A 22,907-nucleotide genomic window follows, 5' to 3' on the forward strand; every position below is an offset into this window, starting at 1 on the left:
GCCTTCGCTCAGAATGACAGCCCTTTTTTCTGTTACTTCATCACCCCATTAATTCATTTCCCCGCAAAGGCCTTGGCGTCGGCCTCAGTAATGGTGGCGTCGCTCATGATAACGAGGCGCTCGACCACGTTGCGCAGCTCGCGGATGTTGCCGCGCCAGTCGAGGCCCTGGAGGTAGGAGAGGGCCTTATCGTCGATTTGCTTGGGCTTGTTGCCGTAATCCTGGGCAATGTCTTTGAGGAACTTGTCGATGAGCAGGGGCACGTCGTCGCGGCGCTCGTTGAGCGAGGGCACCGGGATGAGGATGACGGAGAGGCGGTGGTAGAGGTCTTCGCGGAAGTTGCGGTCGGCAATTTCCTGGAGCAAATCCTTGTTGGTGGCCGCCAGCACGCGCACGTTCACCGAAATTTCCTTCTCGCCGCCCACGCGGGTAATCTTGTTTTCCTGGAGCGCCCGCAGCACTTTGGCCTGGGCCGAAAGGCTCATATCGCCGATTTCGTCCAGAAACAGCGTGCCGCCGTCGGCCTGCTCGAACTTGCCGATGCGCTGCTTCACGGCCGACGTGAACGAGCCCTTCTCGTGGCCGAACAGCTCCGACTCAATCAGCTCCGACGGAATGGCGGCGCAGTTTACCTCCACCATGGGGCCGCCGCTGCGCTGGCTCAACTCGTGCAGCTGCCGGGCTACCATCTCCTTGCCCGCGCCGTTGGGACCGGTTATCAGCACCCGCGCATCGGTGGGGGCCACCTTCTCAATGGCCTTGCGCACGGCCTGCAACCCGGCCGATTCGCCAATCATTTCCGAGCTTTTGGCGAGCTTCTTCTTGAGCGTTTTATTCTCGCTGGAAAGCTTGGTGGTTTCGGTGGCCAGCTGCACATGGTCGAGGGCGTTGCGCACCGTTACGAGCAGGCGGTTAAGGTCCGGTGGCTTCTGGATGAAATCGTAGGCGCCCTTTTTGGTGGCTTCCACCGCCATTTCCACGTTGCCGTGGGCTGATACCATAATGAAGGTGGAATGCGGGGCCAGCACGCGGGCGCGCTCCAGCACTTCGAGGCCGTCCATTTTGGGCATCTTCACGTCGCAGAGCACTACGTCGTACTTGTCCTGGATGAGCATATCGAGGCCCGTGGGGCCATCGGCGGCTTCGTCCACTTTGTAGCTTTCGTATTCAAGTATTTCCTTGAGCGTGTGCCGGATGGCTTTTTCGTCGTCGATAATGAGCAGGCGGGGCATATTTTCTGGCTTTTAGCTGACAGCTACTAGCTGTTGGCTTTCGTTGTATGCGATGATGCGGACAAGGTAGGGTCTTTGAACGGAAGTGCCCGGCTAATAGCTGAGGAGAAACGCAAAAAAAAGAGGCCGCCGCAACTGGTGTTGCAGCGGCCTCTTTGAGTTGGCGTGATGAGTCTGTAAGCCGGGTTTTGTCCGCCGGCCCGAAGGCTGGCGGCCCCACCATTTATCTAGGCCAGTCGTTGCCGAAAGGCTCCATCAACCTACCCGCCAGCGCCGGACGAGCCGCCCGGTGCCAGCCCCTGGAAGCGGGGCCGACGTGCTGGCTTATTTGGTCTTTCAACCCCTGAGGTTTACCCAGCCGGCTGGTCGCCCAGCCGCTGGTGCGCTCTTACCGCACCTTTTCACCCTTACCGGCTGCCCGAAGGCAACGTAGGCGGTATTTTCTGTGGCACTGGCTGTCCTGGTTCGCATTATGCTCGTCAGTCCTTCCCGTTAGGAAGCAGGGTGCTCTGCGTTGCCCGGACTTTCCTCGTCGCGGTTCTTGCGTCCCGCGCCGCGGTGGGGCGACCCATCACAGGGGTAAAGGTAGGCAGGTTTTGGATGGATACGAGTATTTAGCTGGCTAAGCCCCGGAGGGGCGACATATCGGTAGCATCAGGTCAGTCGATGACCCGCAAAAGCCCCAGCGGGGCGACACCCATCGTTCAACGGAAGGTGTCGCCCCGCTGGGGCTTAAATGAACCTGGGGCGTTACAGGCTACCGATATGTCGCCCCTCCGTGCTGTTGCTTACTTACCCGCTACCCACACGTTATCCTTCGGGAAACTATCCGGTACCAGCGTGGCGCCGAGCTTCATTTGTTGCGCGGCTTTGGTGGTGGGCACGGGCACGGTAACGGTTTTCGCGCCCGACTCCCAGACGCCGATGGTGCGGTGGATTTTCTGGGTGGAGTTGTCGGCGAAGGTAACGATGAGGTCGACGGGGACGGGCTTGGTGCCTTTGGATTCCACCACTACGTCGTAGCCGGTGGCCGTTTTGGTGACCTGCTGAATGGCCAGGTCGGGGTAGCCGGCGTCGAAGAACCAGCGCTGCCAGAACCAGTTGAGGTTGCGGCCGGCCCCGGCGTTCATCGCGTTGAAGAAGTCGTGGGGCATGGGGTGCTTGCCCTGCCAGGTGCGGATGTAGTGGTGCAGGGCTTTCGTGAACAGCTCGTCGCCGAGCAAATCCTGCACGTAGAGGTAACCCAGGCCGGGTTTGGGGTAGGAATTGAGGAAGAAGGCCGTGCCCGACTGCTGGGTGCTCAGCGTCATGATGGGCACGTCCACCTCGGTGTCGGCCCCGGCGGCATAGGGCGCAATGCCGTAGTTGTCATCGAGCTTGGGGTCAATCATGCCCGAGATAATCCACTCGCCCATAGTCGCCCAGCCCTCATCCATCCAGCCATACTTGGTTTCGTTGGTTCCCAGATAGAAGGGGAACATGGTGTGGAAGATTTCGTGGACTGTTAGCGTAATGCCGTCTTCGCGGGTTTCGGTGGGGTTGTCGTTCACCATCATCGGGTACTCCATCTGGTCGAGGCCGTCGAACACGGTTTCGTGGGAGTAGGGGAAGGGCCACTTGGGGAAGGTGTAGCTCATGGCCTGCACCGTCTGGCGGGCAAAGTCTACCACCTCGGCGTAGTCCTTATGCTTGGGGTTGTACACGGCATCCACGCGGGTGCGGCGCTTGGTGGCCGGGTCGACTACCAGGCTGCTCGACTGCCACACGTAATGGTCGGTGGTGGCAAACACGAAGTCCGTCACGTTCCGGGCCTCGAAGTGCCAGGTATTTTCGGAGTTTTTGGTGGTCGTGATGCCGCCTTTTTTTAGGTCGTCTTCGGTGATGATGCTGGTGATACGGTCCTGGGTTTCGGCCTGGCGCAGGCGTTGGGCGTACTTTTTGGTGAGCACCTGGTCGGCGTTGGTCAGGTCGCCGGTGGCCCACACCACGAAGTTCTTGGGCACGGTCACGTCCACCGAGAAGTTGCCGAAGTCGTTGTAGAACTCCTGGGAGCCGATGTAGGGGTGTCGGTTCCAGCCGTCGATGTCGTCGTACACGGCCACGCGGGGGAAGAAGTAGGCCACAAAATCGGCGTTGGGCTCCACCTGCCCGGTGCGCATGTGCGAGCCGGCGTTCAGCGTGTAGGCAAACTCCACCGTCATTTGGGCCGTCTGGCCGGGGGCAATGGCGCGGCGGGCCGGCACCACGAGGTTGGTGAAATTGGGCCGCAAGTCGGCGGCCGGCACGGCCTGACCGTTGAGTGTGAAGTTGCTCAGCTGCATCCCCTCGCCGATATCCTCGGGGCTCATACCGCTGGCTCGGGGCGCGCCCTTCTGGTACAGGTTGGGGTAGAGCTTGAACCAGATTTGCCGCAAGGAGTCGGGGCTGGCGTTGCGGTAGGCAATGGCGGCCGTGCCACTCACCCGCCGCGTGGCCGGGTCGAAGCGCACCTTGATTTTATAGTCGGCCGAGTTCTGCCAGTATTTGGGGCCCGGCAGCCCGTTTTCGGCCCGGGTGCCCTTGTTGTAGGTAGCCTGAATGGTGCGCGACACCGGCAGCTGCTGGGCCGGCAGCGTGATGGGTAATAGTAGGAGAGAAGCGGCGAGGAGCGCGGGGAGTTTCATGCGGCAAAACTGGTAGAAGCCGCAAGGTAGGGCATTAAAAGAACGTCATTCAGAGCGAAGCGAAGAATCTCGCGTGCAATAGTAAGCTCAACACCTGAGTTACTTTGGCACGCGAGATTCTTCGCTTCGCTCTGAATGACGTTCTTTTAATGCTTCAAGCTCCCGGCTTTCTACTTCAACCGCACTAGCGTAGCGCCGTAGCCGAACTTCTCCTTCATCGAATCCTCGAAGAACTTGATGTCGCGGTTGCGGCTCAGCAGCTTGTGCAGCTCCTTGCGTAGCGTGCCGTTGCCCGAGCCGTGGATGTAGATGATTTCGTGCATGTTGGTGGCCAGCGCCCGGCTCAGCGTGTCCTCGAAGGCTTCGAGTTGCAGCTTGAGGATGGCCGAATTGCTCAGGCCCTCGGTGCCGCCTTCGGGCTGCAGGGCCTCCAAGTGCAGGTCAACCTCGTGCGACGGCGCTACCAGGGCCTTGGCGGGCTCGGGCGCCGGGGCCACAGCGGCGGGCTTGGCGGGGGCGTTGCCGGTCAGCTGGGCCTTGAGCTTGTCGGCCAGCTGCTGCTTGTCGGTGGCGGGTTGCGGCTTGGCGGCGGGCGCGGTGGCTGGCTGCTCGGTTTCGGCGACGGGCAGGGCTACGGGGGCGGCGGGCTTCTCGTCGAGCTGGAACAGGTAGGCCTCGCGCTGGAGCACCGGCACGTTGGGCTGGCGGCTGGTGTAGAAGCTGGCCGCCCTGAACTGCAGGCGCTTGGTCAGCAGCTCGAACGCATCGGGGCTGTTGAACTGGAACGGCAGCAACTGCACCAGCAGCGCCGGCCACTGGTCGAAATCCTTGAGGTGCCAGTGCCCCAGCGCCTCGCTGGCCGATTTGGCCTCCAGCTTCTCTGCCTTCAGGGCCCGGTATTTTCCGCCCGTTTTCTCTTCGCCCAGTGTAAACAGCACGGTGCGGTCGGTGTGGTTAACCAGGTGCAGGGCCAGCAGTTCGGGCGACTGGTGGGTGAGGGCCAGGTAGATGCCTTTCTGCACCGGCGCGGGCTGGGCTTTGTCGGCCTTGAGCGGGGCCGGGCTTTCGCCTTTAGTGGTCGGCTTGGCTTCCGTTGCTACGCCGGCTTTTTTGGCGGCTTGAGCGGCCATAGCCGCGCCGCTGCTGGCCGCTTTCCGTTCCGACTCCACTGCAGCGGCACTTTTGCCGAACGCCTTGGTTTCCTCGGCGGCTACCACCACAATCTCGCGGCGCAGTACCGGAATGGTGAAATCGTTGTCAATGGCTACTTCCACCAGCTCGTCGCTGAGCAAACGGGTAATAATGCCTTCTTCGCGCCCGGTCAGCAGGCGTACTCGGTCTCCAATATTCATAGATCACAGATTTTCGCTGATTTTTTCGCTGATTACGCTGATTCGTTCATCCAATCAGCGCGCTACCGGCAAAGGTCGCCATTTGCTTACGGAGATTCTGATCTGGCAGACTGAACACTACAGGCCGGTTGCCAGAAGAATCTGCGTCATCAGCGCAAAAATCACCGAAAATCTGTGATTTAGTAGTACAGTCCGTGCGCTTTAAGGCCGTGGCGCGGGTTCCACTCCAGGGCCGGGGCCGGCAGGTGAAAAATACTGAGGGCGTAAAACACCTTTTTGAGCACCTTGCTGCGGGTCGGGATGCGGCGAAGATCCACATCGAGGCTAAGGTAGAACTGGCGGTAGGAGCGCAGGCCCAGGCCGGCGTTGGCCTGCGGGTCGTTGAACACCATTTGCTGCCCCCCATAGCCCACTGCCGGCTGCAGCCAGCGGGGCCAGCGGTTGCCGGCGGGCAGAAACGCGCCTATATCGGTGGCGAGCCAGTAGGTCTGGCCGTTGTAGTCTTTGAGAAACTGCTCGCCCAGACCACGGCCCAGCACGTTGGGGCGCAGGTCGGCGTAGCGCGTCGTCCGGAAGGAAAGCTTGGGCATAATGCGCACCTCGTTCCAGGCCAGTTGCTGGCCAATCAGGCCGGCCGAGCCGAGGAAGTTGGCCGCCAAATCGGTGGCCGAAGCGCCGTACTCCGGGTCGCGGCCGTCGAACAGCTCGATGGGGGCTTGTAGCAGAAAGCCCACAAAGCCGCCGTACCAGATGGAGCGGCGGTCGGGCACCCCCGCCCAGCGCAGCATATCCACCGCGCCCCGGCTTTCATGAAAGGCGCCCCAAACGTGCCCGGCCTTGTCGAGCTGCTTCCATTGGGGCAGGTCGTTGAACCAGTGAAACCGGCTCTGCTCGCCCGTGTACCAGCTCTTACTCAGCACCAGCATCAGCGCCGAGTACGATACCACCAGCCCGCCCGCCAGCAGCGGCAGCCGCCGGTTGAACTGCCCCGGCGTGGCCGGTTGCAGGCTATCGGCCGGAGCCGGAAAACCGGGGGAGTTTGCTGGCTCCGTTCCGGCCGCTTCGGTGCTGGCCAGCGGCACCTGGGCACGTAGCGGCCCGGTGAGCAGCACACTCAGCAGGCCCACAAATAGAGAGGAGCGAAAAGTGAGGGGTGGAGAAGGCAAGTGCAGCTGAAAAAATCTGGTTAAATCTACGTTAAATGCGGCTATTGACTTGGCGAACCTGCCCGGGGCATTGTATATTTAATGCCCCTTTGTAGTGTAAAGCAGCAGTTCAATCCTAATTGTAGTTAATACAACATTGCTTGCTTTTTCTGCTTTCTAAAGTTTTCAACCCAATTTCTTATGCGAATACTTCGACTTTTTCTGGTATTGCTGGCTTTCGGAGCTGCCCGGCCCGATTCCTGGGCTCAGGTAGTCACGGCCCAGCCCGCCTCGTTCACGGCTGCGCAAGCCGTTACGCTCACCTATGATGCCACTCAGGGCAATGCAGCACTAGCCAACTTCAGCGGCGACGTGTATGTGCATACCGGCGTTATCACCAACCTGAGCACTAGCCCCTCCGACTGGAAGTACGTGAAGTTCACCAACTTCAACGCCCCCGATCCGTCGGTAAAGCTCACGCGCAGCGCCACCAACCCCAACATCTACACCATTGCCATTACGCCCAGTGTGCGGGCCTGGTACAACGTGCCAGCCGCCGAGCAGATTCTGCGCTTGGCCATGGTATTCCGTAACGCCGACGGCTCGATTGTGGGCCGCGGCCCGGGCGGCGACATTTTCGTGGACGTAGCCCAGAACGATTTCGACCTGCGCTTCACCCAGCCCAGCGGCCCCGGCCCATTCGTATTTCCGCTGAATTCGCCCACGCTGGTAAAGGGCACCTCGGCGGTGCCAGCCAACTTGGCCTTGCTGCTCAACGGCACCCAGATTGCCACGGCCGCCAATGCCACCGCCATTGAGGCCAACGTAACGCTCACGCAGGCCGGTGCCAATACGCTGCGCCTCACCGCTACCACTGCCACCGCTTCCGCCGCCACCGAGCTGACGCTGCAGACCCGCGAAGCCGTAACGGTAGCGGCCCTGCCCGCCGGTGCCAACCGCAACGGTGTTACCTATATTAATAATGGCACCTCGGCCATTTTCAGCCTCACGGCGCCCAATAAGAATTTCGTGCACGTTATCGGCGAGTTCAACAACTGGACCGCCACGGCCGCCGGCTACATGAAGCGCACGCCCGACGCTGCCGGCCAGCCCGACAACTCGGTGAATGGCCGCTGGTGGGTGCAGATAGATGGCCTGACTGCCGGCCAGGAGTATGCCTACCAGTACCTCGTGGATGGCCAGTTGAAAGTAGCTGACCCCTTCACCGAAAAGGTGCTCGACCCCCAGAACGACCGGTTTATTTCGGCCGCTACGTACCCGGGCCTGAAGGCCTACCCGGCCGGCCAGAGCGGCATTGTGTCGGTGCTGCAAAGCAACGTAACGCCCTACACGTTCCAGAACACGAACTTCCAGCGCCCCAAGAAAGAGGACATGGTAGTTTATGAACTACTGGTGCGCGACTTTCTGGCTGCGCATGACTACAAAACCCTTACCGACACGCTGGCCTACCTGCAGCGCCTGGGCGTGAACGTGATTGAGCTGATGCCTGCCAACGAATTCGAAGGCAACGAGAGCTGGGGCTACAACTCGTCGTACTACTTCGCACCTGATAAGTATTACGGCCCCAAAGACGACCTGAAACGCTTTATCGATGAGTGCCACAAGCGCGGCATTGCCGTGGTGCTCGATATGGTGCTCAACCAGTCGTTCGGCCAGAGCCCGATGGTGCAGATGTATTTCCAGGACGGCAACCCGGCCACCAACAACCCCTGGTTCAACCGCACTGCCACTCACCCCTTCAACGTAGGCTACGATTTCAACCACGAAAGCCCCTTCACCCGCTACTTCAGCAAGCAGGTTATCGAATTCTGGCTGAAGCAGTACAACATCGATGGCTACCGCTTCGACCTGAGCAAAGGCTTCACCCAGAAAGTAACCACCGATGTAGGGGGCTGGAACCAGTTTGACCAGTCGCGGGTGGATATCTGGAAGGACTACCACGATTTTCAGGTGAGCGTATCGCCGACTTCGTATGCCATTCTGGAGCACCTGGGCAACAACGACGAGGAAAAAGTGCTGTCGGATATGGGCCTGATGCTGTGGGGCAAGATGACCGATGCCTACAACGAGGCCACCATGGGCTACAATGAAGGCGGCAAATCCAACTTCAGCGGCGGCTACTACAAGCAGCGCGGCTGGAACCAGCCCAACCTGATTACCTATATGGAAAGCCACGACGAAGAGCGGCTGATGTATAAGAACCTGACCTTCGGCAACTCGTCGGGCTCGTACTCGGTGAAAAACGTGAGCACGGCCCTTAAGCGTCAGGAACTAGCTGCCGCTTTCTTCTTCACCGTGCCCGGCCCGAAAATGATCTGGCAGTTCGGCGAAGTCGGCTACGATAAGTCCATTTTCAGCTGCCCCGATGGCACCGTGCCGTTGCCTTACAAAGACAACGACCAGTGCAAGCTGGCCAACAAGCCTGCCCTCTGGAACTACTACCAGGAGGCCGACCGTCGCCACCTCTACGACGTGTACCGTAGCCTGATTGCGCTGAAAGTACAGGAGCCCGCCTTCGAGAATCCTGCCAGCTTCACCCAAAACCTGAACGGCGCGGTGAAAACCCTGCAGCTCTCCGACCCGCGCCTTAACGTGACCATCGTGGGTAACTTCGATGTAACAACGGCTACCGTGGTACCCAACTTCCAGAGCGCCGGCACCTGGTACAACTACCTGACGGGCGAAACCCTAGTCGTAACCGACCCTTCGGCTTCCATCTCACTGGCCCCCGGTCAGTTCGCGGTGTACACCTCGCGCAAAATCACGGTGCCTGCCGGTACGGTGCTCAGCAACCGCCGCGCCAGCGCCGCCGCCGTACTCCAACTCACAGCCCAGCCCAACCCTGCCGGCGCTACGGCTCAGCTTCGTTACGAGCTGCCTCAGGCTGCCACGGTGCAGGTTACGGTAACTAACCTGCTCGGAGCCACGGTGCAAACCCTGCCCGCCACCCGCCAGCCAGCTGGCTCGCGGAGCCAGGATCTGCCCCTGCAGAACTTAGCTAACGGTGTGTACCTGGTTCGTCTGCAAGCCGGTGCCCAGCAGCAGTCCATCCGCCTGATTGTGAATCACTAGGGTTTAAGCTGATTGTTTTCTATAAAAGAGCAGGCCCCGTACTCAACTGAGTACGGGGCCTGCTCTTTTATAGGTCGATGTAGGGGCGGGGCTTGTCCCCGCCCACCGTTCGCGCCGCTTCAACGATTCTGTTCAACGATAATCGTTCAACGGCGGGCGGGGACAAGCCCCGCCCCTACACCGTTTCGACAGCACCGGTCCGACGGTTTTTAAAGCAGCTTATGCGCCAAGTTCGGCCTCATGGAAGGCAACCAGGTCGTCGATAGGGGAGCGGATGATTTTGCCTACTTCCATACCGTGGTCCTTAGCTACCTGGGCCAGCGCGTCGCGGAAGTTATAGCCTACCGAGCCGATACAGTTGAAGGTGTAATCCTGGTAGTTAGGGTAGTGGCGAACGATGTTTTCGAAGAACGTTTCGAAGCCCTGCAGCACGATTTCGCGGCAGTAGCTGATGTTGTTGTGGTCGTAGGTGAACTTGGCAAAGCTGGCCAAAAAGCGGTTGGGCAGCGGTTGGTTGTACAGCCGGTCTAGAATATCGTCGCGGGTAAGCTTGAACTCCTCCTGGAAAATTTCCTGCAGGCCTTCGGGTAGCAGCCCGCGCAGATAGTCGCGTAGCAGCCGCTTGCCAATGAACGAGCCCGAGCCCTCGTCGCCCAGAAAGTAGCCCAACGAGTCGACGTTATGAATAATCCTCTGTCCGTCGTAAAGGCACGAGTTGGTTCCGGTGCCCAGAATAGCGCCGAAACCCGGCTTGCGGCCCAGTAGAGCCCGGGCGGCAGCCAGCAAATCGTGGTCGACGGTAACGGTAGCGTTCGGAAACGTCTGGCGCATGGCCGCGGCCAGCACCTCGGCCTTCGCCGCCGACGATACGCCCGCGCCGTAGTAATGCACCTGCGTCACGTTGGCCCGGGGCAGATTGTCGGGCAGGTTGTGGTCGAGCGAGTCGGCCACGGCGGCCGTTTTCACGAAATCGGGATTGTAGCCCTCGGTGTTGAAATACACGCGGTTACCGGCCTCATCGAGCTGGCACCAGCTGCTTTTGGTCGAGCCACCATCGGCAATAAGAATCATATCAGGGGGTGAAAAATGACGGAAAAGTCCTGTGTCGGCCGGTTTGTAAAGCTGCCGGAACAGGAGCGAAGAACGAAACACGGAAAACTTTTCGGTAGAAAAAAATGGCCAGCGAATGAATTACCTGCCTTTTCAACCAACTCAAAGTACAATTGCTGATATTGATCAAGCTATATGATTGTGCTTGTGTTGTAAGTGCTTGACTGTGAGGGTGTAATATGTGATTATAATTTTTGATTTAAATATCGGTTTTACGAGGTAAAGCACTATTTTTATAAAGCGAAACAAAATGTTTGGCTATCGGCCGAATGCTGAGTTTTGCGGTTTTTCACCCACATTTTTTTTCTTCTTTTATTATGAAAAAAGTTTTTACTCTCGCGGCCCTCGGGTTGCTCACGGCTGGTGCTTTTTCGGCTCAGGCTCAAACCCTCGATGGTAAAGTGCAGCCGGCAGAAGGCTACCTTAAAATCGGTGAATACAAAAGCACTGTGCGTGGCTTCGGCGACCACGGCTTGGCTTCACTCTACGCCAAAACCACTGCGACCAAAGTGTACATAGCACTGGTAGGGGCCTTGGAAGCCAACGGAAACTCGTTTCAGGTTTATATGAACCTGCCCAACAAAACTGGAGCGCCCATCACTGCCAAGCTACCTACGAGCAGCATCACTGGTACTTCCTTCGAGAAAGCGGCTCCTACTATGGAGATGGAAGTGGACTATGGTTTCGGCGCAAAAGGTGGGCCTGCTAACTCGGCCACCAGCATTATCGACTACACCAGCGTAACAGCGGGTAAGGCCAAAGATCAGTTGACGGGCGACTTGCCCATTGATGGCACCGTGAAGACTGTTACGGCAGGAGTTACCGGTGGTTTGGACAAAACCCGCATGGCCTTCCTAAACAAAAACACCCTCACGGCCCACACTGGCATTGAGGGCTGGGAAATTGAGCTCGATAAGGCTGACCTAGGTATTACCAACGGCGCAATCATTCAGCTGTTTGCTGCCCAAAATGGTGGCGACGGTGGCTTCTTCTCCTCGGATGTAATTCCAGAAGTTACGGGTAACACCGCTCCGCAGACGCTGCCAATCGGTACGAATAAGGAGGGTAACTTTGCCACTGATCCAAATTTTACCACTTTGCCTGGCGTCCAGTTTATCAGCTACGCGGCCGTTGTAACTTCTTCGCAGTCGGCTGTTGCCAGCGCCTTAAAGTTCAGCGTATTTCCTAACCCCGCCGCTGGTGCTGCTAAGGTATCGTACACGGTACCCGGCCAGCAGGAAGTAAGCGTTGAGGTGTTCAACGCTCTGGGCCAGCGCGTACGTTCGCTCGCTTCCGGCCGCCAGGGTGGTCTGCAGGAGCAAACCCTCAACGACCTTGCTTCGGGCGCGTACTTCGTGAAGCTGCAGGTAGGTGGCCAGAGCACCAGCCAGAAGCTGATCGTTCAGTAACCCAAACCTATAGTTAGCCTGAATTTTTTGAAGAGCCCGGCAACTGCCGGGCTCTTTTGCTGTCGTTTTTGCTGCGTCGGCTGGTCAAAGTTATTATCATAAGTCAGCGAAGCAACTTAGCAACGCTTGTTACTACTAAAAAGAGAAGGGCCCGGCAACTGCCGGGCCCTTCTCTTTTTAGTAGTAACAAGCGTTGCTATTGCTTTACCGTCGTGTAGGTAGCAGGCGTAACCTCGTAGTTGAGTGTAACGGTGTACGTGCCAGCCTCCGTAATTTTGATGTTATCACCGCCTTGCTTAAGCGGTCCGGCCGTTTTAGTGGCATCGTCCCCGCTCATGGCACCTAGGTTAAGGGCCCAGTCATTGTTAGCGCGGAACTTGTATTCAGCTTTGGCAAGGGGCAGGGTGATAGTCCACACCTTACGGTCGAAGTCGTATGTCATAGGCGTTTCCTTGCCCCAGCCATTGGCTGTTGCGTCGCCAATAATAGCCCACCGGTCGGCCGGCAACTCGCGGTTTTCATAAGGCGTGGCCTTCAGGGCGGTAGAGGCCGAAGTGGCAATCATGGTAGTCGTGTTCAGCGCCGCCTTCAACCGCACCTCCAGCTGGCTTTCAACTCCGGGCTTCTGGCCCAGTTTATTGAGTATGTCGTTCAGCTCGGCAACTGTCAGCGAATAAGTCGTCATGCCCGAGCCTACCGTCAGGGAGCGAGGCGCTTTGAAATTATTGCCTTTCAGGTCGAACTCCAACGAATACACGGGGCCGGCCGCGAAACCATACTCGGCGGGTGTCCAGGTGTAAACTACTGCGGGCTTGGCGGCATCGTCTTTGAGCAGCGCCGGAGCCGTAGTGGAGGCCTTCAATTCGGGCGAAGAAGTCTGGTTGAGGGTTATTTTGTCGCCTTCCTTCTCGCAGGATGTCAGCAGTACGGTGGCCGCGAAGGCCAAGCCTGCCAACTTGGTAAACAAGCTACGCATAGGGTCAGATGTTAAAGTGAAAAACAAAAAGGCTCCTGCAGTCTCTTTGACGGAAACTGCAGGAGTCAGGAATGCTTATTTGTAACCGGGATTCTGCTTGAGGTTCTGGTTTACAGCCAAGTCGGTAGCGGGCAGCGGGTATAGGCGGCGGAATTCTTCCACGCCCCGGCCCTGCTGTACTCCACCCTTCCAGGGCCATACATAAGAACCGCCCACAAACTTGCCGAAGCGAATGAGGTCGGTGCGGCGGTAACCCTCCCAGTATAGCTCCCGGGCCCGCTCATCGAGCAGGAAGTCGAGCGTGAGTTGACTGGCACCGATCTGGCCGGCAGTCGGGCTGTTATAGGCCCGGGCCCGGATCTGGTTTACGTAGCCCAGGGCCAGCGTTTTGTCGCCGCCGCCGCGCACGGCAGCTTCGGCGTACGTCAGCATCACCTCCGCCAGCCGGATCATGGGGAAGTCGACGCTGGAGAAGTTCTGCGCCGAGCCGGCGCTGCTACCGTCGGAGTTGACGTTGCGGTACTTAATTACGCCCAGGCCATCTTCAAACTGGTAGGGGTCGGCAATTTCCGGCGTCCGCAGCGAGCCATCTTCCTTTTTCACCCAGAAGTTGGCCCGGGTATCAACCGCCGTATCAGCAAACGTGCTGAACAGCGCTTTGGTGGTACGCAAACCAGCCCAGCCGGTGGTCTGGCCTACCAGCTTCTGCCAGTTGGCCGCAGCTCCCGTCGAGCCATTCACCAGGAAAGTGGTGCCACCGTAGCTCTGGGTACGGTTGGCATCGAGCACTACCGGCCAGATGATTTCGTTTTTAGCCGGGCTACGGTCGTTGTCGCCTAAAAAGAGGCGCCCGTAAGCTGAGGCAACATTACCAGCGGCGGCCGTATTGAGGGCATAGCCAGCGTCAATTACCTTTTTGGCCTGGGTGGCAGCATCAGCGTAGCGGGCCGTGCCGGTGTACACTTCGGCATTCAGGTAGAGGCGCGCGAGCATCGCCCAGGCGGCGGCTTTATCTACGCGGCCGTACTCGTTGGTGCGGGGCTCAGCAAAGTCAGCATCGGCCGAGAGGGCTGTCAACTCGCTTTCCACGTAGTCGAACAGTTGCTGACGGTTGTAGTAAGGCGGCTGGAAAGTGCCAATGGGGTCGGCTTCGGTAACGAAGGGGCCGTTGCCAAACAGGTCGATGGCGTGCATGTACGATACGGCCCGCAGGAAGCGTGCCTCGGCCCGGAACTTGCGGGCCTGGGTAGCGGCATCACCGCTCAGCCGCTTGCCCAGCTTCTCGTCCGACGATTCGCGGATGAACTCGTTGCAAAGCGCAATTTCAAAGTAAATACGGTTGTAGAGACCCGTTACCAGCACGTTGCTCGGTGTCCAGCTCATGCTGTGCCAGTCGCGGATGCCCGGGTCGTTCCAGTTGACGATGGCCTCATCGGTCGTCAGCTCCTGGGCGCTCCAGTACTGGCGGATGTAGTCGGAAGTGCCTTCGTCGATGCCAGCAATATCACGGTTGCCGTCGGGTCCTTTCTGGCCGGTGGTGGCAAAACCTGCATACAGTTTGGCCAGCACCTGCTTGTAGCCGTTCAGGTCGACGTACACTTTATCCGGCGTCAGCTCATACTTGGGCAGCTGATCCAAGTCTTTGGTGCAGGAGGTGCCGCCCGCTACCAGCGTCAGGCCAGCGGTGGCAGCCAGCAGGCTTCTGATTAGAAACTTATTCATCGGGTAGGGAAATTAAATGCCGAGGTTGAGACCAAACGTGAAGGTGCGGGCGCGCGGGTAGAAGTTGTTATCTACGCCCCGCTCATCGTTGTTGCCGCCGATTTCGGGTTCCACGCCTTTGTATTTCGTAATCAGGAATGCGTTCTGAACAGCCGCTGTCAGGCGCAGGTTCGCCTTCTCGCTAAATATCTTACCGACGTTGTAGCCCAGCGTAACGTTTTCTAAACGAAGGAACGAGGCGTTCTGGATGTAGTAGTCGGAGAAGAACTGCTGCGACGTGAAGCCGGTGTTTCTAACATCGGCCGGCAGGTTCTGCAAAAAGCCGGTAGACGTGTTGGCGTTGGTGAAGTTGGCCAGGTTGGCCGCCGTGGCATTGTACACGTAGTTGCCCACGTTGCTACGCAGCAAGAACGAAAGGTTGACCTGTTTGTAGGCTACGTTCGAGGTGAAGCCGAACACGGCCTTCGGAGCCGGCTGCTTGTAGAGGTAATTGTCGGCCGTCGAAATGGCGCCATCACCGTTGCGGTCTACGTACACGCCCTCAATCGGGCGGTCGTTGCCATCGTATACCTGCTGCAACACGTTAAACGAGTTGGAGGGGGCGCCCACTGTATGCAACGCAATGAAAGTACCCGTGTTGCCCGGTACGCCGGCTACCTGGTAGCCAGCGAAGCCTTCCTGCTGCGGGCCCAGGTCCGTAATCTTATTCTCGTTGTAGGCCACGTTGAAGTTCACGTCCCAGTTCCAGTCCTGCGAGCGAACGGGGCTGCCGCTCACTACGAACTCGACGCCGCGGTTGCGCAGCGAACCAACGTTGGAGGTAAGGCGGTTGATGAGGTTGCTGCCTACAGGAATATTTACCTCTGCCAGCAGATCGCGCGAGTTGCGCTCATACACGTCAATCGAGCCCGAAATGCGGTTATCGAGGAAACCGTAGTCGAGGCCCAGGTTCCAAGTAGTGGTGGTTTCCCAGGTACGCAGCGCGTTGTAGCCCGAGGCCCGCAGCGTGGTAACCGGTACCCCATTAATCAGGTATTGGGTCGAGCCGTCGCCTACCACGTAGCGCGAGAGGTAGTCGTAGCGTCCACCCACGTCCTGCTGGCCGGTCCGGCCCCAGCTGGCGCGCAGCTTCAGCTCCGAAATCGTGCTGTTGTCGGCCAGGAAATTCTCGCCCTTGATACGCCAGCCCAGGCCCAGGGCCGGGAAGTTGCCGCTCCGCTCACCGGGGGCGAAGCGCGAGGTCTGGTCGTTGCGCCAGGTAGCCGTCAGCAGGTAGCGGTCCTTCAGGTTGACGTTGGCGCGGCCGAAGTACGAAATCAGCACCAGCTTATCATAGTATTTAGGCAGCTCCAGCGTAGCGCCGGGGGTAAAGAGCGTGGTGCGGTCGGAGCGGTAGGGCAGGAAGTTGTCGCCCTTGTTCACGAAGCTCTGGTACGAGCGGCCACCCTGCACGTCGAAGCGCAGGTCGCCTACCTGCCGGGCGTACGCTAGGTAGGTTTCTACCAATTGCATGTCCTTCTTCTGGTTGAACTCGCTGTAGCGCCCGCTCAGGCCGGGCTGGCCCACGGCCTTGCTATTGTAGTTGCCAAAGTCCTGGGCCGAGTTAGTGGTCGAGCCATCGCCGCGCGACAGGTCGGTGGCCAGGTTCACGTTAGCCCGCAGGCCTTCGACGCCGTGGATTTTATAGTCGAGCTGCACGTTGCCAATAAAACGGTCGACGTTGCTGACATTGTTGGTGTTATTGAGTGCGGCCACGGGGTTGCCGGGGGCCAGGCCCCGCGGGATGCCATCAGGCTGCAGGAACTGGAAGTAGCCCCCGAAAGGTGCAAACTGCGCTTCGGCCGAGCGTACCGGCTGGGTAGGATCGTAAAGCACGGCGTTGCCCACCTGCCCGTTGTCGATGAAGCGGTTGTCAACCCGGCTGCCTTTAGCATTTACATCAATGCTCAGGTGGTCGTTGAACAGCCGCGGAGTGAGGCTGATGGAGCCGGTGTTGCGCTTGAGCCGGTTGGTGATGACGATGCCCTCCTGATAGAGGTTACCGTACGACACGCGGAACGGCAGCTTGCCTGCGCTGCCGGTCAGGCTCACGTTATTGTCGTAAGTAGCGGCGGTACGGAAAATTTCTTTCTGCCAGTCGGTGCTGGCCGAACCCAGGGCCGCAACCTGCGAGGGGCGGCCGTTGGCTCGAATCAGGTCGGTGAACTCGCCGGCTCCCAGTACATCGTACTTGCGTGCCCGGTTCGAAACGGAGGTCTGCGACGAGAGGTTGACGGTGAGTTTTTCGCCAGCCAGTCCCTTTTTGGTTGTAATCAGAATAACGCCGTTGGCGGCCCGGTTGCCATAAATGGCCAGCGCCGAGGCGTCCTTAAGTACCGTTACCGACGCAATATCGTTGGGGTTGATAAGCGAGAGCGGGTTGGAAGCGCCTGAAATGCCGTCCTTGTCCACCGGCACGTTGTCAATCACGTACAACGGATCGTTGTTGGCCGTCAGCGAAGAGTTACCGCGAATACGCACCGTGGAGGCCGAGCCGGGCGCCCCACCGTTGGTTACGATACTCACGCCGGCAATCTTGCCCTGAATCAGCTGCTCAGGGTTGGTTACCTGGCCCTTCACAAACTCCTTTTCCGATATCTGCGCAACGGCCCCGGTCAGGTCCTGCTTGCGCTGCACACCGTAGCCTACTACCACGGCCTCATTGAGCAGGGTAGTGTTTTCCGACAGCGTGAGGGCCGCCACGGCCGTGTTCTGGCCGGCCGTTACGTTGATGGACTGCCGCTGAGTAGAGAAACCTACAAACGAAACAACGAGCGTCTGCGGACCAGTGGGGGCGTTTTGGATCAGGAACGTGCCGTCGCCGTTGGTCGAGCCGCCCAAGGAGGTACCTTCAATCAGCACGGTTACGCCGGGCAGGCCTTCGCCTTTCTCGTCAAGCACCCGGCCGCTGACCGTACCGATTCCCTGCGCATTGGCACTGCTGATGCCCGCGCCCACGCACAGAAATGGCAGCACCACTTTCGCCAGATAAGGGTTTTTCATGTGAAAATTATTAGAGGTTGAGATGAGGTTGTCCGCTCTCGGACGGAATGGGAATTTTCGGATGACAACCCCGGCTGCAAATCGTTAGCCGGCGTGCTAGCTTCATGTGTACAGCAAGCGGCACATACGGCTACCAGAAGATACAGAAACACCGCAAGATAAACCCCTCCGGACCATAAATCTGTGCTCTGTAAGGCGCAAAATGGTTTAGTTATAATTGTATTTTACGGTATCCGCCTGTTTGAATGTCAAGTGGGAGACCTTGTACATCCCCGGCAGACTCCCGCCTATATAGGGCAGTAACATGGGTTTGGCGTGCGAACGTACCTTAAATCAACCTGTTCACAAAGCCACAGCTAGGAGCCTATCGGGTATAAGGAAGGGTAAAGTCAGGTGCTGTATTGCCTTTGTTCATTAAGTAACAGCTCCTGCTTAGCAAATAGGCTGAGTATTTTATCAAGAAGAGCAAACCAGTGCATTATTACACGCAATTTGATAAGCATATTAATGCTGTATTGATACATGGAATGGCGTTGAAATACCTATGGCAGGCCAATCGGTACCAAGTTCGGAAGGTATATGGCAAACGCAGGAAAAGTTTAAGTCAATGTAGTGGTAGTTAGATGCTTTGAGAAAGAGGGTAGTTAACCTGCTTCATTTGGACATAACCTAGGATTTTGCGGATGAAGCATATTGGGGCATTCCGGACCCGCGTAAACAGATAAAGCGGGTATAGCCAGCCGGTGAAGGTGAGAGCTTACTCACCCATAATGCGCGCTTCCAGCCGAACCTGAGAGATGAACTTTCCCGGAAAAATGCAGGACGCCAAAAGGCTCTAAAAACCCGAATTCAGCCAGTTCGATGCCGGGCCGTTTGCCTCTTTTGCTACCCACCGATTCGGGTGTAGCTTGCGGCCTGTTCATTTAACTACCACCCAACTGCTCTGCCTGTGCTACGTCTGCTACTTTCTATAGCCATGCTGCTGCCGGTTTTCTGTGCCCGTGCCCAAACCACTGTGCGCATCACAGCCGTACCGGCCGCCACGCCCACCGACGCGAGTCTGTTTCTGGCCGGCACGTTGAATGGCTGGACGCCCGCCAGCCCTGCCCACATCCTGGTCCGGCAGCCCGATGGCTCCTACGAGCTTATTCTGCCGGCCTCCCTCACCGGGCCGGTAGAGTTCAAATTCACCCGTGGCTCGTGGGCCACCGTCGAAACCGATGCGGCGGGCCAGGACGTGGCCAACCGGCGCCACACGCTAAGCGGCGCGCCGGCTACCCTAAACCTGGCCGTGGGCGGCTGGAAAGACCTGAACGGCACAGTTCCACCGCCTTGCCAGAGTACGGCCCTGCAGCCCAACGTGCGGGTTATCAGCGAGGCCTTCGCCATGCCGCAGCTGGGACGTACTCGCCGCATCTGGGTGTATCTGCCCAACGATTACGCCTCGGCACCGGCCAAGCGCTACCCGGTGTTGTATGTGCACGATGGCCAGAACGTATTTGATGCCTGCACCAGCTTTTCGGGCGAGTGGGGGATAGATGAAACCCTGAGCCAGCTACAGGCCCAGGGCCTCGATGCTACGGGCAGTATTGTGGTGGCCGTGGATAATGGCGGGGCTGAGCGGCTGAATGAGTTGTCGCCCTGGCGCAACCCACAATACGGTGGTGGCCAGGGCGACCAGTACGTGGATTTTATGGTGCAGACGCTTAAGCCCTACGTTGATGCCAACTACCGCACGCTTACGGGCCGGGAGTTTACAGGCGTGGCGGGCAGCAGCATGGGTGGGCTGATTTCGACGTACGCCGCCCTGAAATACCCCCTGGTGTATGGTCGGGTAGGCGTTTTTTCGCCGGCTTTCTGGTTTGCCCAGCAGCCATTGTTCACCTACATCAGCCAGCATCCGCCGCGGCCCGATACGCGGTTCTACTTCGTGGCCGGGGCCACCGAAAGCGCCACCATGGCGCCGCTAATGCGGGCCGTGCACGATTCGCTGGCTAAAGCCGGCGTGCCCGCCGCCAACCTGAGTCTGCAGTTGCCCGCCGACGGCCAGCATGCCGAGTGGTTCTGGAAGCGGGAGTTTGCTGTGGCCTACCAGTGGCTGAGCCAGCCGGCCGTGGTAACGGCTACCGGCCGGCCAATAGCCGGCATGGCCTTTAGCGCCTACCCTAACCCCACCCGCAACCGGTTCACACTGCTGCTGCCCGCCGAGGTGCGGGGCAGCGCCCGGCTGGAAATTATAGACGCCCGCGGCCGCACTGTACGGCGCGAAAAGCTGAAGTCGGGGGCCGTGCTTGATGTAAGTAGCCTGCCGGCGGGAGTATACCAATTGCGCGTGACGGCCGGCGCACTGCAGGGCCGGCAGGCGCTGGTGAAGGAGTAGCAGTTTCTGTAATCGGTAGAGAAGAAACGTCATTCAGAGCGCAGCGAAGAATCTCGCGTGTAATGGTAACACCTGACGGCAGGGTTGCTTTGGTACGCGAGATTCTTCGCTGCGCTCTGAATGACTGTCCTCCTGCTCACTGAAAAAATTCGGGCTTTTTCTTGCGCCGCCGCCAACCGTTGGTAGCTTTGCAACGTTCAACGCCCCAAATCCTGTTTTGGCAATGAGTACTTCGATGATGATGCAAGCCTGGTGGTGGCCCTACGGAAATTCCGGACGGGACAACCTGTGCGTGCGTTAGAATCGAATCCTGTTCTTCGCAACTGCTCCAGATGTAACCCGGCCGCCCGCCGGGTTTTTTTGTGCCCGGCGCCGGCTTTCTTTCAGCTCACCACAACCAGCCCGCGCATGCAATCCTACTCCCTCACTACCCGTTTCCGCCGCGTTCTGGCCGATACTGTAACTCCAGTCGGCCTTTACCTGCGGCTGCGCGACCGGTACGACAACTGCCTGCTGCTCGAAAGCTCCGACTACCACGGCCAGCAGAATGCCTTCAGCTACCTCGCCTTCGACCCGTTGGCCCGCTTCGAGTTGCGGGGCCACGAGCTGACGCTGCGCCTGCCCGGCGACGTGGTGGAAACCGAAACGCTGGCCGCGCCGCGCGAGGCGCTGGGGCGACTCCAGGCGTTTGCCACCGCTTTCCAGACTGAGGACACGGGGCACGATTTTATTACGGGCGGGCTGTTTGGCTACTTGGGCTACGAGTCGGTACAGGCCTTCGAAGACCTCACGCTCGACTCCGAAAAGCAGCCCGCCGGCCCGATGCCGGACATGCTGTATGGCACGTACCGCCATGTTGTTGCCATCAACCATTTCCGCAACGAGCTGTACGTATTCGAGCACACGCTGGCGGGCGAGGAGGTAGACGAGGATGGCCTCACGCGACTCATCAACCTGATTCGTAACCCTTCGCTACCCGATTTCAAGTTTAAAACCGAAGGACAGGAGCAGAGCAACCAAACCGACGAGCAGTTCCTGGCGGTGCTGGAGCAGGGCCAGCAGCACTGCAAGCTGGGCGACGTGTTCCAGATTGTGCTGTCGCGGCGCTTCGAGCAGGGTTTTTCAGGCGACGAGTTCAACGTGTACCGGGCACTGCGCTCCATCAACCCCTCGCCCTACCTGTTTTACTTCGACTACGGGGCGTTCAAGATTTTTGGCTCTTCGCCCGAAGCGCAGGTGCGCATTCAGGGCCGCGAGGCCAGCCTGTTCCCGATTGCCGGTACCTTCCGGCGCACCGGCAACGACGCCCAGGATGCTGCCCTGGCCCAGCAGCTGGCCGACGACCCCAAGGAAAATGCCGAGCACGTAATGCTAGTGGACCTGGCCCGCAACGACCTGGCCCGTCACGGCGACGCGGTGGAAGTGAAAACCTTTCGCGAAATCCAGTTCTACTCGCACGTTATTCATTTAGTGAGCGAGGTGCGCGCCCGGCTTTCCGAGGGCACCAACTCGCTGCAGGTAGTGGCCGACACGTTTCCGGCCGGTACGCTTTCGGGCGCACCCAAGCACCGCGCCATGCAGCTGATCGACCAGCTCGAACCCACCGCTCGCGGCTACTACGGCGGGGCCATCGGCCACCTGGGCTTCAACGGCGACTTCAACCACGCCATTATGATCCGCTCGTTTCTGAGCACCGGCGGCAAGCTGTACTTCCAGGCCGGCGCCGGCGTGGTGGCCGCCTCCGACACTAATTCTGAACTCCAGGAGGTACACCACAAGCTGGCCGCCCTGCGCAAGGCCCTGGCCGAGGCCGAGCAGGTATAGACGAGTTGTCGGTTGCTGGTTGTCAGTTGTCAGGCTTTCATGTTGCCTGCTGACCGCCAATAATCTGACAACTGACAACCACCAACTGACAACTGATATCCAATGAATATCCTCGTTCTCGACAACTACGACTCCTTTACTTATAACCTCGTGCAGGTGCTGCGCGAGTTGGGCCACCGCGACAACGTAACTGTGTGCCGCAACGATCAGCTGACGCTCGACGAAGTGGAGGCGTACGATGCCGTGCTACTCTCGCCGGGGCCGGGCCTGCCCGCCGATGCGGGCCTAATGCCGACCGTTATCCGCCGGTATGCGCCCACCAAGCGCATCTTGGGCGTGTGCCTGGGCCACCAGGGCCTAGCTGAGAGCTTCGGCGGCGAGCTGTACAACCTGCCTCAGGTGCTGCATGGCTTGGCTACCGAAGCCCGCCTGACTGGCACGCCCGACCGCCTGTTCGATGAGTTGCCCGAAACCTTTAAGGTAGGCCGCTACCACTCCTGGAGCGTGCGGCCCGAAACCCTACCGGCCGAGCTGGAAGTGACGGCCCTGGACGAGAACGGCCAGATAATGGCCTTCCGCCACCGCGAGTACGACGTGCGCGGCGTGCAGTTCCACCCCGAATCCATCCTCACCGAACACGGCCACCAGATGCTAGCCAACTGGTTGAAGTGAGGTGCTGAAACAGCTTAAAAGAACGTCATACTGAGCGAAGCCTAAGTATCTCTACCGCAATGCTAAGTAGTCATGCAAAAGTAATCGTGTATTGTTTGCCGACGTTGGTTAAGACGTCTTCGAGTCGTTGGAGCAGTGTTTGGTCGGTGGCATAGTCTTGTGGCCTTATCCAGTAATGCTTGCAGCGGTGCCAGAGCAATTCGATGTGGTTGAGTTCGGGACTGTAAGGGGGCAAAAACAACAGGCTCAGGCCTGCCGCTGCCCACTGTTTGTGGCAGGCCTGGACC

Annotated in this window: 14 protein-coding genes and 1 other RNA gene; 5 read left to right on the top strand and 10 right to left on the bottom strand. The window is 58.9% G+C overall.

What is annotated here, in order from left to right:
• Nucleotides 1-53: 53 nt before the first annotated feature.
• From J7E24_RS10250 to J7E24_RS10270, 5 genes are all read right to left on the bottom strand, one after another.
• Nucleotides 54-1,232: a sigma-54-dependent transcriptional regulator gene (locus tag J7E24_RS10250; RefSeq protein WP_215137766.1), complete on the bottom strand. Its 1,179-nt coding sequence runs from the start codon at nucleotides 1,230-1,232 to the stop codon at nucleotides 54-56.
• A gap of 161 nt (nucleotides 1,233-1,393) precedes the next feature.
• Nucleotides 1,394-1,807: RNase P RNA component class A (rnpB, locus tag J7E24_RS10255), an RNA gene on the bottom strand.
• A 213-nt stretch (nucleotides 1,808-2,020) separates the two neighbouring features.
• Nucleotides 2,021-3,895: a M1 family metallopeptidase gene (locus J7E24_RS10260; protein WP_215137768.1), complete on the bottom strand. Its 1,875-nt coding sequence runs from the start codon at nucleotides 3,893-3,895 to the stop codon at nucleotides 2,021-2,023.
• Between the two features lie 170 nt (nucleotides 3,896-4,065).
• The gene (locus J7E24_RS17775; RefSeq protein ID WP_215137770.1) at nucleotides 4,066-5,247 is read right to left on the bottom strand and encodes a Smr/MutS family protein; all 1,182 of its coding nucleotides are present in this window, start codon (nucleotides 5,245-5,247) and stop codon (nucleotides 4,066-4,068) included.
• Between the two features lie 179 nt (nucleotides 5,248-5,426).
• The gene (locus J7E24_RS10270) at nucleotides 5,427-6,413 is read right to left on the bottom strand and encodes a YfiM family protein (RefSeq protein WP_251047140.1); all 987 of its coding nucleotides are present in this window, start codon (nucleotides 6,411-6,413) and stop codon (nucleotides 5,427-5,429) included.
• A 180-nt stretch (nucleotides 6,414-6,593) separates the two neighbouring features.
• On the opposite strand from J7E24_RS10270, the gene J7E24_RS10275 reads away from it, so the two are divergent.
• Complete coding sequence (locus tag J7E24_RS10275) at nucleotides 6,594-9,485, top strand: alpha-amylase family glycosyl hydrolase (protein WP_251047141.1); 2,892 nt, start codon at nucleotides 6,594-6,596, stop codon at nucleotides 9,483-9,485.
• A 219-nt stretch (nucleotides 9,486-9,704) separates the two neighbouring features.
• Here the strand turns inward: J7E24_RS10275 and J7E24_RS10280 are convergent, their stop codons facing one another.
• On the bottom strand, nucleotides 9,705-10,556 hold the full coding sequence (locus J7E24_RS10280) for an N-acetylglucosamine kinase (RefSeq protein ID WP_215137772.1): 852 nt from the start codon (nucleotides 10,554-10,556) through the stop codon (nucleotides 9,705-9,707).
• A 356-nt stretch (nucleotides 10,557-10,912) separates the two neighbouring features.
• Here J7E24_RS10280 and J7E24_RS10285 point away from each other — a divergent pair, with 356 nt between their 5' ends.
• Nucleotides 10,913-12,004, top strand: a complete 1,092-nt coding sequence (locus tag J7E24_RS10285) for a T9SS type A sorting domain-containing protein (RefSeq protein ID WP_215137773.1) — start codon at nucleotides 10,913-10,915, stop codon at nucleotides 12,002-12,004.
• Between the two features lie 196 nt (nucleotides 12,005-12,200).
• Here J7E24_RS10285 and J7E24_RS10290 read toward each other — a convergent pair whose 3' ends face one another.
• From J7E24_RS10290 to J7E24_RS10300, 3 genes are all read right to left on the bottom strand, one after another.
• Nucleotides 12,201-12,980: a SusE domain-containing protein gene (locus J7E24_RS10290; RefSeq protein ID WP_215137775.1), complete on the bottom strand. Its 780-nt coding sequence runs from the start codon at nucleotides 12,978-12,980 to the stop codon at nucleotides 12,201-12,203.
• Nucleotides 12,981-13,055: 75 nt separating this feature from the next.
• Complete coding sequence (locus tag J7E24_RS10295) at nucleotides 13,056-14,702, bottom strand: RagB/SusD family nutrient uptake outer membrane protein (RefSeq protein ID WP_215137777.1); 1,647 nt, start codon at nucleotides 14,700-14,702, stop codon at nucleotides 13,056-13,058.
• A 12-nt stretch (nucleotides 14,703-14,714) separates the two neighbouring features.
• The gene (locus J7E24_RS10300) at nucleotides 14,715-17,744 is read right to left on the bottom strand and encodes a SusC/RagA family TonB-linked outer membrane protein (protein ID WP_215137778.1); all 3,030 of its coding nucleotides are present in this window, start codon (nucleotides 17,742-17,744) and stop codon (nucleotides 14,715-14,717) included.
• Between the two features lie 949 nt (nucleotides 17,745-18,693).
• Here J7E24_RS10300 and J7E24_RS10305 point away from each other — a divergent pair.
• The 3 genes from J7E24_RS10305 to J7E24_RS10315 all read left to right on the top strand — a co-directional run bounded on the left by J7E24_RS10305 (nucleotide 18,694) and on the right by J7E24_RS10315 (nucleotide 22,620).
• On the top strand, nucleotides 18,694-20,124 hold the full coding sequence (locus J7E24_RS10305) for an alpha/beta hydrolase-fold protein (RefSeq protein WP_215137780.1): 1,431 nt from the start codon (nucleotides 18,694-18,696) through the stop codon (nucleotides 20,122-20,124).
• Nucleotides 20,125-20,532: 408 nt separating this feature from the next.
• On the top strand, nucleotides 20,533-21,948 hold the full coding sequence (locus J7E24_RS10310) for an anthranilate synthase component I family protein (RefSeq protein ID WP_215137782.1): 1,416 nt from the start codon (nucleotides 20,533-20,535) through the stop codon (nucleotides 21,946-21,948).
• A 102-nt stretch (nucleotides 21,949-22,050) separates the two neighbouring features.
• Nucleotides 22,051-22,620, top strand: coding sequence for an anthranilate synthase component II (locus tag J7E24_RS10315; RefSeq protein WP_215137784.1), 570 nt, complete (start codon nucleotides 22,051-22,053; stop codon nucleotides 22,618-22,620).
• 70 nt (nucleotides 22,621-22,690) lie between these two features.
• On the opposite strand, the gene J7E24_RS10320 is transcribed toward J7E24_RS10315, so the two are convergent.
• Nucleotides 22,691-22,907: transposase (locus J7E24_RS10320; protein WP_215137786.1), on the bottom strand; the 217-nt coding region annotated here is incomplete at its 5' end.

Origin of the sequence: Hymenobacter sp. ISL-91 (assembly GCF_018613725.1) — a bacterium.
In the GTDB taxonomy this organism is placed as follows: Bacteria; Bacteroidota; Bacteroidia; order Cytophagales; family Hymenobacteraceae; genus Hymenobacter.